Raw genomic sequence first — 11,429 nt, forward strand, 5'->3', positions numbered from 1 at the left:
GCCATCTCGTCAGCGAGCATCCTCGCGATCCCTGCCAGCACCCACGCGCAGAACGCCGTCATGAGCGCGATGGACGCGACGAACAGCCACGCCGCCATCAGATCGGACCGCCCAACGCGTCCACCATGGCGATCCGCTCGCCTATCCAGCGCATCACGGGCACGGCCATCGAGTTGCCGATGGCCTTGTACCGCGGCGTGTCCGGGCATTCCTCGGCGGATTTGCCGCGATACGGTATGCGCGTCCAGTCATCCGGGAAACCTTGGAGTCGTTCGCACTCGATCGGCATGAGACGGCGAACGATCATGTCCTTCGCCACCGCCGGCGGCCTTCCGCCGCACTTGAGCGTACCGGCCAGCTCCTTGTCGCAGGCAGCTTTCGCAGTGTCGTCCGACAGGCAGACGGCGGGCTGGTGGTAGTCAGCCGTCAGCGTCGGCGTGGTCCCGTCGTCGCAGACCGCCGCGCTCCCCGCCTTGGCCCCAGCATGGTACTTGAACGCGATCGCCGGAACATGCGCGCTCGCGCACAGAGGGTGGCATGGATCACCGTACTGCGGATTGCATCCGTTCGCAGGAGACGTGATCTGCGTCGTGTCGAACGTGAGCGCAGACGGGACGATGTTCATTCCTTCTCCGGTTCCGCTGGAAAGCGTGGGGCCGCATCCGCTCGGCGAGAATACCAGTTTGCTCTGCACGTCCCACGGGGTCAGGCATCCGGCAGCAGCATCTCCTTCTGCGGTTGTTGGCGAAGCTGGGCGCGCTCGAAGTCCCATCCTCCCTCGGCCATCGCCGCCAACACTCCTCCCAGCGGCCAGGGCAAGCTCTTCCCTCTTTGCTCGGCTCGACGGATTATCCCAGCGCATGCCGTCGCGCTCAAGAAGTACCGCTGCGGCACTCGCCGGGTCTCCAATGCGTCCGACAAGAAAGACACGGCGGCGTCTCTGGGCCACTCCGAAAAACTGCGCGTCGAGAACTCGCCATGCCAGACCGTACCCGATGCCATCCATTTCCCTGAGCAGCTGTCCGAAAGCCGCCCCGCCCTCGCTCGACAACGCTCCCGGGACGTTCTCCCAGACGAAGTATCGAGGACGGATCTCAGAAACAGCCCGAATGTACTCGAACATGAGTCCTGACTGCCCGGCAAGCCCCTCTCGCTTCCCCGCCACGCTGAACGACTGGCATGGGCTTCCTCCGACGACAACGTCAACTGATCCAACGTAGCTGCTCCAATCTATCTCGGTTACGTCCCCCAAGTTCGGCACGTCGGGGAACCTCTCGGCCAGCACGGCGCACGGGAACGGCTCGATCTCGCTGAACGCGACAGGCTCCCAGCCGAGCGGCCCCCATGCGACGCTCGCGGCCTCTATGCCGCTGAAAAGGCTGATGTAGCGCATGGTCTTCACGATTCGCCCACCACCTTCGCGCCGCAGCACGGGCAATACCTCATGGGATGATGGCTCGTCGCATCTGCCCAGCTGCCGGTTACGCAGCTTTTGCAATTCGAGCAGTAGAGCCACGTGCCCTTCGATTCGATGACGCACGTGCGCTCGACGCGCTCATGCCGCGCGAGGATCCTCGAAATGGGCGCGCACAGGGAGTCCCCATGGCAGTCCTCGCCGTTGCCGACGCAGTGCTCGCACAGATCGGCGGAGTCTATCAGATCGGCCTCGATCACCAGGTACTCTTTCTCGCTCATTCGCCCACGTCCTCCCCTCTGAACACACGGTCGTCGTACAGCGCGCATTCCGCGCCCATCTCGCAGCCGTTGTCGGCATAGCACCCGTCGCACAGCTCCCTTAACGCCGCTACCTGCTCGTCTTTCAGCGGCTGCTCGAACGTGCTCTCGACGTTGCCGTCGGCGTCCTCGACGATCACAGTGCATTGGATGTCCAATCGATGCCCTGCGGTCATGACGCATCGCCTCGTAGCTTGCGCCCGCACATGGGGCAGTAATTGACCGGGGCCGCGAAATAGTAGTTGTCGTCCGCGTCGACTTCCACGTGCAGCGCGCCGCCCATGACGTAGGCCGACACGCCTGGCGACCAGTCCTCTCCCTGCTCCACGCTGATGATGTGCGCCGACACGGCGCTATTGCAATAAATACACACGGTTACTCGCCTCCTATATCTGACAACGGCTTCCCCTTCATCTGTCCGAGGTGGTGCTCAAGCCCTTCGAGCCTGGACCAGTACACCGGCAGATGGTCTCGGATAGCCTTCAGCTCCTTCATGTTCTTGTTTCGGCAGCACCAACACGAGACCCTGTCCAGCACGTCGTAGAGCCGAACTCCGTCCTCGTCCCACTCGCAGCCTCGCTCGTAGCATGCTGCTAGGCAGTCGGACTCCGTCATGCCCCATTCGGCCAGGGGATGCAGCTTGTACGGCTTTACCTCCTTCGCCAGGCGGGCGGTCTCGTCGGCTGCTATCCCGACGTACACCTTCGCCCCGACCGCCTCGGCGTACCTGTCGAGCGTCCGGCACTTCTCCGTCGTCCCCCACCGGCACGGCCCGCCGCACCATCCGTAGCCGCGCTTGTGGACCTCGCCGGTCTTCCGGCTGCGGACGGGCCGCAGGAACATAGACTCCCAGAACGGCATCGCCGGTTTAAGCTCGACGTACCTGATGCCGTTTTCGCGGAACAGCGGGAGGATTCGGTCGCGCTCGCGGTAGATCGCGTCGAACTCCATCCCCGTGTCGTAGAACACCACTTCGTCGAGCGGCATGCCGCGCTCGATCAGCCCGTGCAGCATGGCCAGGCTGTCTTTACCGAAACTGACTGATGCAATGTGCTTCTCTTTCATAGACGCCACGCTCCGATGCTCGGATCGTGGAAACGCACGTGGCTTCCCAGGCTACTCGCAGGGTTGAGCAGGTAGGGCGATGCGCAAGAGCACGGCGGGAAGTTGTATGCGAATCCGCTCATTCCTCCCCTCCTTTCGGAAGGATCGGAAACCCCCACTCGTCTTTTGGAAGCTTCTTAACCAATCTGTTCATGTCGTTTACGAGCCTTACAAACTGGAACCACGCCTTGCGGCTAGCGAACTCGATGCCCGAGTACCACGGCCATGTTCCCTCCCGATGGTTGGCGAGTTCAAGCGTCATGGTGTGCTCAGGACGAAAAAGCATGCGGCAATTGCTTTCGTCTTGGTTCCAAACGGAAAGACCGCATTCCTTCGTTTCGAGTTTGGATATGAAGATGTCGCTCATTCCGCGCCTCCCGTGACCAGCTTCGGCTCGAACGGCAGGATCATGTCGGGGTTTATGACGATCTTGTAACGGAAGCTATCGACGTCGACTCCGGCGAGGTCCTTCACAACGTATGTGGTCGTCTCGTTGAGGCCGACGAAGTGCTTCTCGTACTTTCCATCCGGCTGCGCGACCATGATTTCAAGCTGGCTGTCGACGTCGTCGACTTCGACGGACATACGGCCCTGGGCGATGAACAGAATCTCCCCTGTTACGTTGTTGAACACGGTGAGCTCGCGGACGACCTCAAAGTTATCGGCGGCCACGCTAACCTGCTGCGAAGCCGTCGATGCCGCGCTGCATCCGCATAGGGACAGTGCGATAGCCGACGCGATGGCGAATGCTGCTGTCTTTCTCATTTCACGCCTCCCTTCTTCCGGTTTCTTTTGAAGCTGCCGTTTTCCTTGGCGAGCGCGCGGCGCTCTGCCCGGTTCATTGCAGCCATCTTCTGCTGCATGGGCTTGCTGTACACCACCGCATCTTCGTCATCGGATACGGGAATCCTCTTCGGTTCCTGCATGGCTACTCGCCCTCTTCCGTCTCCCAGCAAAAGCCGTCGAACTTGGCCTTGCTGTCAAGCATCGTAACTTCGTAGACCGGCACTTCGAGAAGATCGCCGTCCTCGTTCTCGATAATCGCGCGAACGCTGGTCTCCTGGCCTGCGCTGAAACCGCCGATAAGCGGCGACGCTCCGTGAGTCCACGACGCGATGAAGACGCCGTGGAGCAGCGCAGGGAGTCCGCCTCGCAGGCACGGGCGCAGTTCCGGGCTAAGCTCGAACTTCGTGCTCATTTCGCACCTCCCATCGTCCTGGCATCCAGCTCTGCGTATTCCCAATCGAACCCGTGAGCCGATTTCCGCAATCCTCTGCACACCTTCGATATCGAAGCGCCCTTGTCGTTTGCTCCAACTGCGGCGGCTGCATCCCTTATGCTTTCAAACGTCATTCCGTCACTCCTTCTAACTCTCCGCATGTGCGCTCTCGCTGATGCCGCCATGCAAGCAGCGGAAGGAACTCTCTCTTTCAAACCTGCGGAATAGGCATGTTTTTCGTTTTCCGATCTGTCGCACCATTCGAGGTTCGACACGGTGTTGTTTGCTTTGTCTCCATCGATATGGTTGACTTCGAGCTTGTAAAGCGGGTTCGGGATGAATGCCAACGCAACGAGGCGATTGACGCGGAAGGTTTTCTTGGCGTTGCCCTTCGAAAGGCACACGGTCAGATAGCCGTCAGCATTGATTGTCGGCTTGATTATCTTCCCCGACGATGTGCTTTTTGGAAGGCCGAGGATCAAGCCAGTGTCCGACACCTGGTAAAGCCCTTCGTACCCTGGAACGTCTCGCCACTCGATCATTTCTCAACACCATCCAGGATCCTTTGGCGGCGCAGGAGATCGGCCATCATGGCCTGCTTCGCGCTGAACGAGGTTGGGTATTCGCGCAGCCTGGCGGCTTCCGGGTGCCCTGCCACGTACTTGCCAGCGTCCATGAGGGCGTCCTCGTCGATCTGCTCCTGCGTGTCCGGCGGGGTGTGGGTCGCGCAATCGGCGCGCAGATACCCGCCGTTGGCATCCTTGAGGTACGCGCCGTCGAATCCGACGACGGTGAACGGCCTGCCGAAGCTTTCTAGGTACACCGTATCGCCGACCTTGATCGGCAGGCAGTCCGCCGCGAGCACCTCCGGCTTCGGGCGCTTGACGCGCTCGCCGCGCGGCCTGACGGCGTAATCGGGCATGTCGATCAGCTCGTAACCGCTTCCGTCGAGCATGACCATTACGGCTGCGATGCCGTCTGGGGCGTCGCCGTACGCAATAGGCTCCCCGTCCTCGAACCTCGGCCACTCCAATCCTTCGGGCATCAGGCGCTCGCCGAGTTCGTCCTCCGTCTCCTTCACCGCCTCATCGACGTCGAGCCGGTGCCTTAGCTCGATCTGATCCGCGACGTCGTGCAATAACTCGGTTGCGTCGTCCGCGAACGCTCGCAGCTTTTCGATCCCGCTCGTTCCCTTCTCGGTCATAACATCCTCCTTAGATGTGGCAATCCACGATCGTCACGCGCCAGCCGGGATCGGCGGCGTCGATGAACCTCTCCTTGAAGCGCAGCTCCCAGTTAACGGCCTCCTCGTGCGTCTCGTTGCTTAACGCAAACCATCCCATCTCGCCTTTCTCGTGCCATTCGCCGTCCGGCGTCACAACCGCCCAGGCGGTGAAAGCGGACTTGCATGCCGCATAGTTCTCCTTTGTTCCGTAGCGTTCGATGTAGAATTCAGGAGAGTAGAGCGTTAACAGCTTCTCGCCCCCGTCCTCCTTCCCTTCGACGACGCGCTCCCAGAAGTCGATCGCTGCGGCGCGGTCCTCGTCGCGCGGGGAGAAGTCGAGTTCCCCGACTTGTGCCGAATTGACGCTCTTCCCGTCTTTCGTCTTCAAGCAGCCGCTGCACCTGCCTCCGACCACATACCAGTCCCATTTGGATCGGGGGTTGTACGTGCTCCACCGGTTGCCGTCCTCGTCGATGCCGCTTTCCCCGTCGAACGGATCGCAGTACTTCGTCTCCTCCTTGAAAAGCTCCTCGTCGCTCATCGCGAGCTGCTTGGGAAATCCGTTCTTCAGGTAGTCGATATGGGATTCGTTGCTGCACGACTTCTCGTAGGCTTCGGGGTCGGCCAGGTAATCGGCGTAATAGGTCTTCTCGAACCGTGCGAGGCGGTCGCGCGCTTCCTCGACGATCTCGTTCTTGGTCTTCGAGATGTAAGGCTCGACGGCGATGTTCTCGTCGAACGGGTCCAGCAGCTCGTCGATGCTCTTGGTCCCGTCCTGCAATACCAAAACTCCGAAATGGCTCATTTGTCGTCGTCCTTTCGTGATTGTCGTTATGCGAGCAGTGCTCATTGCCTAGGCTCCCAGCATTCGGAGCGGTCAGGCTCCAACGGTTCGTACAGCTCGGCGCGGGCCAGGAAGCACCGGTTCTCGGCGCAGTAGCCGACGAGCACCGAGCCGTCCATGGCGGGAACTCGGTCGAAGTCGCATTTGGCGCAGTCGATGCACCGCTTCTCGGCCCTCATAGCCGCCTCCATCCGTCCGTCGAAAGGGCGGTGAGGTAGTCCGTCCCCTCGTCGAGCAGCAAGCACTCCCAGTGGCCCCCGATCGCGTAGTGGCGCAGCCTGTCGACGGCCTTCGCCTGCCTGAACGCCTGCTCGTCGACCCAGCGGAAGTGCAGCTTGCCGGCATGGGCCAGGCCGTGGCAGCCGGAGGCGTTGCCGTCTCCGCACAGCCGCACGGTCGGCTTCTTGACCTCGATGCCGTCGACGACGAGCTTCCCGGCGCTTCGCTTGACGATGTGATGCCGGTTCGTAGCGGGCTTGCCGCAGACGCAGCAGAAGTGCTCGGCGTTGTCGATGGAGGGCTTGCCCATCATCGGGAGGAGCATCGCCGCGACGGTGCACACGTCCTTCGACGGCTTGCAGGGGGCCTTGCGCTTCGGCTTCGGCTTGGCGGCCGCCTTCTCGCGCTGCTTGGCTCGCCGCTTCTCCCGATCCTCGGCAAGGATTTCCTCGCGCTTCGAGCTGCACAGGCAGCACTTGCAGCCGAGTTCGACGCCCCTGCGCGTCCCGTGGCGCTTGTCGTTCAGGTCGGCGATCATGTCGGCCAGGTGCTCGGCGTTGGTCTTCATCGCCACACCGCCTTTCCGGCGTCGATGCACTCGATCCGTCCCTGCGTGCAGTGGTCGGGGTGGTTCACGTTATCGGCCATTTCGCAGCCTCCTGTCCGGGCCGTCGAACGCGACGACCGCGTTTCTCCTGTCGCCGAGGCGACTCACTATCGCCTTGGCTGTTTCAACGTTGCCGTCCGACGCCATCCGCGCCGTGAGCTCGGCGGAGCGGTACTGCGTCGTGACGATCGTCGGCTTGCCGTTCCTGATCCGCGCGTCCAGCACGTCGAACAGCTTCGACAGCGCCCAGTCGGTCGGACGCTCCTTTCCCAGATCGTCGACGGCGAGCAGACCGACGTTGCGGTACCGCCCCATCACGTCGGCCTCGCGAGCAGCCCCGTCGAACACGCTGCGGAAGTCCCGCAGCAGGTCGAGCGACGTCGCGAAGAGCACCGTGCGCTCGGCGGCGTTGGCGATCAGGACGGCGCAGGCGGCGTGCGTCTTGCCGCGCCCGACGTCTCCTCGGAGCAGCAGCACGTCGGACGGCGACGCCGCCCAGTCGGCGATGCGCCGGTCGCACCCGTCGAGCGACGCCGAGCGGTAGCGCGAGGGAACGCCGGATCTGGCGAGCCGCTCCTCCACCTTCAGCCGTCGCTGCCCCTCCTTCCAGGCGGCTGCCGCCGCCTCCTGCTCCGGAGTGTTCCTCGGCGCCTCAAAACGCCCCAGCGTACTCGCCAAGCTCATCATGGCCGACCCCCTTCCCGGCAGCGTCGCGGCGGGCCCAGTTGCGCGCCGCGGCCCTCCAGTCCCGCATCTTCGACTTGCCGACCGTCCAGCCCTTCGACGCGTAGAAGTCGCAGAACCGCTCCGCGTCGAGGCTCAGCCCGGCCTCCTCCGCGAAGGCTCGGACCTCGTCGGGGGTCGGGGCGCGAAACCTCGCGCGCGCACCTCCCTCTTTTTCTGGTCTGGTTTGGATTGGTTTATCTTGGCTTGGTTTATATAGGAGGGGTTCCGAGGTTTCAAAACCCCCGTTTTCGATGTTTGAAACGGGGGTTTCACCTTCGTTTAACCTCCGTTCTTTTTCGGCTTGCTTTTCATCTTCCGGCGCGTTTTCCGGCTCGTTTTCGGCTTCTCGAACGTCTCTGGTAGCTTCTTTCCTCTGCCGTCTCGGACGCCCTCCGGCGTTGCCCTCGCGCGCGCTCACGGAGTTGTCGACGTCCTCGCGGATCGACTCGAACAGCGCGTCGAGCGGGTATTCGAGAGAGGGTTCCGCGCCCTCGGTGCCGTAGCGCATTACGGCGAGCGCGAACATGCCGCGCTGCTCCTCGGACGGGATCCGCTCGACGACTCTCGTTATCTTCGGGAACCAAGTGAACTTGTTTGGCATCGTTTCTCCTAGAACGGTATGTCTTCGTCGTGAACCGCCTGGCAAGCGTCGACGACCGGCGCGGCGCTCGCAACCGCCTGCGAGCCGTCCTGCCGCTTCATAAGCTCGATATCGTCAACGACCACCTCGATCTTGCTGCGCTTCTGGCCGTCGCGCTCCCACTGGCTCCAACAGAGCTTGCCTTCGATCGCGACCTTCGTACCTTTCGACAGGTACCTGCTCAAGCTTTCGGCTCGGTTGCCGAGCATGGTGCAGTCGATGAAGTTCGGGTAATCCTCCCATTCGCCGGTCTGCTGGTTCTTGCGGCGGTCGTTGACCGCCACGCCGAAGCCGAGGACCGGCATGCCGCCCGCGGTCGACCTCAGCTCCGGTTCGCGGGTCAGGTGCCCGCTGATGATCGTTCTGTTTATGCTCATAAAGGTGCTTTTCCTCTCGTTGCCTCGGCCGCCCCTTCACTCGAAAGGGCGTATGGTGTAGACTGTCGGCCGTCGCTCGAAGCCCCCCTTCGACGACGGACCCGCGCGCCTCGTCCGCGCGGGTCCGTCTTCCGGGACCCTCCGATCGCTCCCATATGCCGCTCCTCCCGCTCCTACGCCCCGACGCCGAACGCCAGCATGAGCGCGTAGGCGGCGGCTGCGGCGGCGAACGGGGCCGGCAGCATCTTGCAGCCGCGCTCCCATTCGCCGTGTGGTATCATTCGGTTGCCTTCATCGGCGGATGCGCGCCCCGACTTCCACATCCGGCGCGCTTCTTTTTTTCCTTCCATTCCCTATCTCCTCACGTGGTCCGGATACGGGTTCGGCTCGCGGAGTTCCGTCGGCCGAGCAAGCTTCGCGCGCTCCAGGAACACCCGCTCGCCGTTGCGCGTGATGACGCGCACCTCCCGGCGCAGGTCGGCGCTCCTGTCCATGCAGAAGAGCGCGCTGCGGAACGCGCCCGCCAGCCTCCGCACGCCCCTCTCGCCCGGCTCCACCGGAGCGCACGTCACCTCGGCCACGTCTCCGGGATTCGACTTCTCCAAGAACTCCCTGGCGGTCTCCTCGCAGAAGACCCGAAGAGGGCTCTTGTCTCCGTCTCGGTAGCCCGGCACCTCGGCCTTGTCGATCATGTGCAGCATGGCGATCCTCCTTACATTCGTACTGTATACATACGTTATGTATGTTTTTTCTAGGTGCATATTAACATACAATTCGTATGTAACCAATACCTGTTTTAGGAGTTCAATTGCTCGGAAAAAGGCTCCGCGAAATTCGAATGGCGCATGCTCTAACTCAGCAGCAAACGGCTGACCATCTCATGATTTCGCTGAACGCCTACCAGAAATACGAGCAGGGCACCAGGGCGCCGTCACCGGAAACGCTAGTAAAGCTCGCGGACTTCTTCGACACGTCTACCGATTGGATCCTTGGGAGAACGGAGGATCCGTCGTTCTCAAGAGACGTTGGTGAACGCTGAACATATCTTCCAGCGCATCCCATATCTCGAAGTCTCCCGTCCGGTCCCCCGCCTCGATCTTCTGATAGTAGTTAAGGCTTATCCCCAGCGAATCCGCTACGGCCTGCTGGGTCATGCCGGCGCGCCTGCGCGCCTCCTTCAACGCTTCCCGCCCGTTTCCCATGGCTGGCGCCTCCTTCCTTTCATGCATTGCTTTTTCCCGATGGATTGTAGAACCTCGCGCACGTTTCCCCAGACAGCGGGCACTTCGGCGCGTACGAGACGATGGGCGCGGAACACGCCCGCTCCACCATCGACTTGGAAAGGGCGCCGAAGCTCTCCGCCGCCCGCGCGTCGCGCCCCGGAAGCACGTGGCCGTAGATTCCCAGCGTCACGTCGATCTTCGAGTGCCCGAGCCGCTCCTGTACGACCTTTATCGCCTCGCCGTGCGACAGCAGGTAGGTCGCATGCGTGTGCCGGAGCGTGTGCAGGTGGACGTGCTTGGCGAGCTTGAGCGACTTCGCGAGGGCGCGGAACTCCGCCGTGAACTCCGACGGAAGTATCCACGTCCCGTCCGGATGCGAGAACAAGGGCGTCTCGTCCGTCTGCCGGCAGCCGCGCTCGGCCATGACGGCCTGCTGCAGCGCGATCTGCGAGCGGATCGCGCCGGCGGTCTCGTCGTCGACCGCCAAGACGCGCTTGCCGCGCTCGGACTTCGGCTCCTTGTACTCGGCGGGGGCCGACATGCCGGGGACCTGCGCGACCGAGCGGGAAACCCTCACGCCCGGATGCCACGACGCCTCGCCGCCTGGGGCCATGTCCATGCCGATCCGCTCCGACCAATCGCCGACCTGGAAGCCGGCGAGCTCGCCGCGCCTGACCCCGGTGTGCAGGCACGTCCACCATGCCGCCGCGAACGTCCGCTCCATGTAGCCCGCGTCGTCCTCGACCGGTTTCGCAAGAACTTCGTGGAGGCGCGCCGCGAGAGCCGCGAAGTCGCGCTCGGAAAGCGGCTTGGCCTCAGGGCTTCCGCCGCGCGGCACCGCCACGCCGAGGACGGGGTTGGAGTCCACCACGCCGTCGCGCATGAGCGTGGAGAAGCAGCCCGACAGCATCGCGTGGAGCTTGCGAACGGTCACGGGCGACAGCGGCGATCCGTCCTTTCCGCCGCTGCGCAGAAGCGACCGATAGAGCGCCGAGAAGTCCGACGCCGAGGCCCGGTCGTACTCGATGCGGCCCACGCCGGGATGCACGTAGCAGCGCGCCATAGACCGGTAGGCCGCGACGGTCGACGCCGCATGCCCGTAGTCGACGAGGCCGTCCAGGTAGTAGTCCAGGAGCGCGCCCACCGTGTAGCCGGAGCCAGTCCTCTTCGCGCGGCCCGCCTTCAGCTCGACCTCCTCGACGGCCTGCGCGATCTCCTCGTCGGACGCCCCCGGCGGCAGCGTCCTCGACACCTGGCGCGGCTTTCCCGTCGCCGCGTCGACGCCGGCGTACGCCCGCACCACTATGCCGCCGGTCCTCGGATCAGTCCTGATGCTCGACAATCTCCTGTTCCTTCCTGTGCTTTCGCCACCTCGCCGCGTCCGCCATGCAGTCGGCCACCTCGCCGCGCATGAACCTGCCCGTCACGCCGAGCGACCCCATCGTGCGGCCCAGCTCGTCGGCGCGGTCGTAGTCCATCGCGTCCACGACGATCAGCCAGGGGCCGACGTC

General features: G+C 63.2%; 23 protein-coding genes. 1 reads left to right on the top strand and 22 read right to left on the bottom strand.

Features of this window, described 5'->3' with window-relative positions; genetic code table 11:
• Positions 1 to 97: 97 nt before the first annotated feature.
• From ACMNI9_RS08360 to ACMNI9_RS08450, 19 genes are all read right to left on the bottom strand, one after another.
• Complete coding sequence (locus ACMNI9_RS08360; RefSeq protein ID WP_418831612.1) at positions 98 to 1,393, bottom strand: DNA cytosine methyltransferase; 1,296 nt, start codon at positions 1,391 to 1,393, stop codon at positions 98 to 100.
• 5 nt (positions 1,394 to 1,398) lie between these two features.
• Positions 1,399 to 1,695, bottom strand: coding sequence for a hypothetical protein (locus ACMNI9_RS08365; protein ID WP_418831584.1), 297 nt, complete (start codon positions 1,693 to 1,695; stop codon positions 1,399 to 1,401).
• On the bottom strand, positions 1,692 to 1,910 hold the full coding sequence (locus ACMNI9_RS08370) for a hypothetical protein (RefSeq protein ID WP_418831585.1): 219 nt from the start codon (positions 1,908 to 1,910) through the stop codon (positions 1,692 to 1,694). The genes ACMNI9_RS08365 and ACMNI9_RS08370 overlap by 4 nt, the downstream gene beginning before the upstream one ends.
• Positions 1,907 to 2,107, bottom strand: a complete 201-nt coding sequence (locus ACMNI9_RS08375) for a hypothetical protein (protein ID WP_418831587.1) — start codon at positions 2,105 to 2,107, stop codon at positions 1,907 to 1,909. The genes ACMNI9_RS08370 and ACMNI9_RS08375 overlap by 4 nt, the downstream gene beginning before the upstream one ends.
• Positions 2,108 to 2,109: 2 nt before the next feature.
• Positions 2,110 to 2,799, bottom strand: coding sequence for a phosphoadenosine phosphosulfate reductase family protein (locus ACMNI9_RS08380; protein ID WP_418831588.1), 690 nt, complete (start codon positions 2,797 to 2,799; stop codon positions 2,110 to 2,112).
• 118 nt (positions 2,800 to 2,917) lie between these two features.
• Complete coding sequence (locus tag ACMNI9_RS08385) at positions 2,918 to 3,205, bottom strand: hypothetical protein (RefSeq protein WP_418831590.1); 288 nt, start codon at positions 3,203 to 3,205, stop codon at positions 2,918 to 2,920.
• Positions 3,202 to 3,603, bottom strand: coding sequence for a hypothetical protein (locus tag ACMNI9_RS08390; RefSeq protein ID WP_418831592.1), 402 nt, complete (start codon positions 3,601 to 3,603; stop codon positions 3,202 to 3,204). Before ACMNI9_RS08390 ends, ACMNI9_RS08385 begins: the two co-directional genes overlap by 4 nt.
• Entirely contained in the window at positions 3,600 to 3,764 is a 165-nt protein-coding gene (locus ACMNI9_RS08395; protein WP_418831593.1) for a hypothetical protein, read from the bottom strand. The genes ACMNI9_RS08390 and ACMNI9_RS08395 overlap by 4 nt, the downstream gene beginning before the upstream one ends.
• A gap of 2 nt (positions 3,765 to 3,766) precedes the next feature.
• A complete protein-coding gene (locus ACMNI9_RS08400; protein ID WP_418831595.1) occupies positions 3,767 to 4,036 on the bottom strand; it encodes a hypothetical protein in 270 nt (89 codons plus the stop codon).
• Entirely contained in the window at positions 4,033 to 4,599 is a 567-nt protein-coding gene (locus ACMNI9_RS08405) for an NUMOD4 domain-containing protein (RefSeq protein WP_418831597.1), read from the bottom strand. The genes ACMNI9_RS08400 and ACMNI9_RS08405 overlap by 4 nt, the downstream gene beginning before the upstream one ends.
• The gene (locus ACMNI9_RS08410; protein ID WP_418831599.1) at positions 4,596 to 5,261 is read right to left on the bottom strand and encodes a hypothetical protein; all 666 of its coding nucleotides are present in this window, start codon (positions 5,259 to 5,261) and stop codon (positions 4,596 to 4,598) included. The genes ACMNI9_RS08405 and ACMNI9_RS08410 overlap by 4 nt, the downstream gene beginning before the upstream one ends.
• Before the next feature lie 10 nt (positions 5,262 to 5,271).
• Positions 5,272 to 6,087, bottom strand: a complete 816-nt coding sequence (locus ACMNI9_RS08415; RefSeq protein ID WP_418831601.1) for a hypothetical protein — start codon at positions 6,085 to 6,087, stop codon at positions 5,272 to 5,274.
• A 41-nt stretch (positions 6,088 to 6,128) separates the two neighbouring features.
• Positions 6,129 to 6,305: a hypothetical protein gene (locus ACMNI9_RS08420; RefSeq protein ID WP_418831602.1), complete on the bottom strand. Its 177-nt coding sequence runs from the start codon at positions 6,303 to 6,305 to the stop codon at positions 6,129 to 6,131.
• Positions 6,302 to 6,913 carry a hypothetical protein gene (locus ACMNI9_RS08425; RefSeq protein ID WP_418831604.1) on the bottom strand — a complete coding sequence of 204 codons (612 nt, stop codon included), beginning with the start codon at positions 6,911 to 6,913 and terminating at the stop codon, positions 6,302 to 6,304. The genes ACMNI9_RS08420 and ACMNI9_RS08425 overlap by 4 nt, the downstream gene beginning before the upstream one ends.
• A 69-nt stretch (positions 6,914 to 6,982) precedes the next feature.
• A complete protein-coding gene (locus ACMNI9_RS08430) occupies positions 6,983 to 7,639 on the bottom strand; it encodes an ATP-binding protein (protein ID WP_418831606.1) in 657 nt (218 codons plus the stop codon).
• Complete coding sequence (locus tag ACMNI9_RS08435) at positions 7,605 to 8,279, bottom strand: hypothetical protein (protein ID WP_114565919.1); 675 nt, start codon at positions 8,277 to 8,279, stop codon at positions 7,605 to 7,607. Before ACMNI9_RS08435 ends, ACMNI9_RS08430 begins: the two co-directional genes overlap by 35 nt.
• Before the next feature lie 8 nt (positions 8,280 to 8,287).
• Complete coding sequence (locus ACMNI9_RS08440; protein WP_114565920.1) at positions 8,288 to 8,695, bottom strand: single-stranded DNA-binding protein; 408 nt, start codon at positions 8,693 to 8,695, stop codon at positions 8,288 to 8,290.
• A 173-nt stretch (positions 8,696 to 8,868) separates the two neighbouring features.
• On the bottom strand, positions 8,869 to 9,045 hold the full coding sequence (locus ACMNI9_RS08445) for a hypothetical protein (protein ID WP_181792505.1): 177 nt from the start codon (positions 9,043 to 9,045) through the stop codon (positions 8,869 to 8,871).
• 3 nt (positions 9,046 to 9,048) lie between these two features.
• Positions 9,049 to 9,396 (bottom strand): hypothetical protein, encoded by a 348-nt coding sequence (locus ACMNI9_RS08450; RefSeq protein ID WP_225749336.1) that lies wholly within the window; start codon positions 9,394 to 9,396, stop codon positions 9,049 to 9,051.
• Between the two features lie 137 nt (positions 9,397 to 9,533).
• Between ACMNI9_RS08450 and ACMNI9_RS08455 the strand changes: the two genes are divergently transcribed.
• Positions 9,534 to 9,734, top strand: coding sequence for a helix-turn-helix domain-containing protein (locus ACMNI9_RS08455; RefSeq protein WP_114565959.1), 201 nt, complete (start codon positions 9,534 to 9,536; stop codon positions 9,732 to 9,734).
• Here ACMNI9_RS08455 and ACMNI9_RS08460 read toward each other — a convergent pair.
• From ACMNI9_RS08460 to ACMNI9_RS08470, 3 genes are all read right to left on the bottom strand, one after another.
• Entirely contained in the window at positions 9,670 to 9,897 is a 228-nt protein-coding gene (locus ACMNI9_RS08460; protein WP_216528662.1) for a helix-turn-helix domain-containing protein, read from the bottom strand. The genes ACMNI9_RS08455 and ACMNI9_RS08460 overlap by 65 nt on opposite strands.
• Positions 9,898 to 9,916: 19 nt before the next feature.
• Positions 9,917 to 11,260 (bottom strand): tyrosine-type recombinase/integrase, encoded by a 1,344-nt coding sequence (locus tag ACMNI9_RS08465; RefSeq protein WP_418831609.1) that lies wholly within the window; start codon positions 11,258 to 11,260, stop codon positions 9,917 to 9,919.
• Positions 11,241 to 11,429 (bottom strand): hypothetical protein (locus ACMNI9_RS08470; protein ID WP_418831611.1); only part of this gene is annotated, 189 nt, incomplete at its 5' end. The genes ACMNI9_RS08470 and ACMNI9_RS08465, both read right to left, overlap by 20 nt.

It is taken from the genome of Paraeggerthella sp. (assembly GCF_048427265.1).
GTDB classification, from domain to species: Bacteria; Actinomycetota; Coriobacteriia; order Coriobacteriales; family Eggerthellaceae; genus Paraeggerthella; species Paraeggerthella hominis.

Coding starts and splice junctions, on each gene's coding strand:
- ACMNI9_RS08365 (WP_418831584.1), bottom strand. CDS start 1,695: ATGAGCGAGAAAGAGTACCTGGTGATCGAGGCCGATCTGATAGACTCC.
- ACMNI9_RS08380 (WP_418831588.1), bottom strand. CDS start 2,799: ATGAAAGAGAAGCACATTGCATCAGTCAGTTTCGGTAAAGACAGCCTG.
- ACMNI9_RS08435 (WP_114565919.1), bottom strand. CDS start 8,279: ATGCCAAACAAGTTCACTTGGTTCCCGAAGATAACGAGAGTCGTCGAG.
- ACMNI9_RS08455 (WP_114565959.1), top strand. CDS start 9,534: ATGGCGCATGCTCTAACTCAGCAGCAAACGGCTGACCATCTCATGATT.
- ACMNI9_RS08360 (WP_418831612.1), bottom strand. CDS start 1,393: ATGCGCTACATCAGCCTTTTCAGCGGCATAGAGGCCGCGAGCGTCGCA.
- ACMNI9_RS08430 (WP_418831606.1), bottom strand. CDS start 7,639: ATGATGAGCTTGGCGAGTACGCTGGGGCGTTTTGAGGCGCCGAGGAAC.
- ACMNI9_RS08390 (WP_418831592.1), bottom strand. CDS start 3,603: ATGAGAAAGACAGCAGCATTCGCCATCGCGTCGGCTATCGCACTGTCC.
- ACMNI9_RS08440 (WP_114565920.1), bottom strand. CDS start 8,695: ATGAGCATAAACAGAACGATCATCAGCGGGCACCTGACCCGCGAACCG.
- ACMNI9_RS08450 (WP_225749336.1), bottom strand. CDS start 9,396: ATGCTGCACATGATCGACAAGGCCGAGGTGCCGGGCTACCGAGACGGA.
- ACMNI9_RS08370 (WP_418831585.1), bottom strand. CDS start 1,910: ATGACCGCAGGGCATCGATTGGACATCCAATGCACTGTGATCGTCGAG.
- ACMNI9_RS08395 (WP_418831593.1), bottom strand. CDS start 3,764: ATGCAGGAACCGAAGAGGATTCCCGTATCCGATGACGAAGATGCGGTG.
- ACMNI9_RS08420 (WP_418831602.1), bottom strand. CDS start 6,305: ATGAGGGCCGAGAAGCGGTGCATCGACTGCGCCAAATGCGACTTCGAC.
- ACMNI9_RS08410 (WP_418831599.1), bottom strand. CDS start 5,261: ATGACCGAGAAGGGAACGAGCGGGATCGAAAAGCTGCGAGCGTTCGCG.
- ACMNI9_RS08405 (WP_418831597.1), bottom strand. CDS start 4,599: ATGATCGAGTGGCGAGACGTTCCAGGGTACGAAGGGCTTTACCAGGTG.
- ACMNI9_RS08385 (WP_418831590.1), bottom strand. CDS start 3,205: ATGAGCGACATCTTCATATCCAAACTCGAAACGAAGGAATGCGGTCTT.
- ACMNI9_RS08415 (WP_418831601.1), bottom strand. CDS start 6,087: ATGAGCCATTTCGGAGTTTTGGTATTGCAGGACGGGACCAAGAGCATC.
- ACMNI9_RS08425 (WP_418831604.1), bottom strand. CDS start 6,913: ATGAAGACCAACGCCGAGCACCTGGCCGACATGATCGCCGACCTGAAC.
- ACMNI9_RS08460 (WP_216528662.1), bottom strand. CDS start 9,897: ATGGGAAACGGGCGGGAAGCGTTGAAGGAGGCGCGCAGGCGCGCCGGC.
- ACMNI9_RS08445 (WP_181792505.1), bottom strand. CDS start 9,045: ATGGAAGGAAAAAAAGAAGCGCGCCGGATGTGGAAGTCGGGGCGCGCA.
- ACMNI9_RS08400 (WP_418831595.1), bottom strand. CDS start 4,036: ATGAGCACGAAGTTCGAGCTTAGCCCGGAACTGCGCCCGTGCCTGCGA.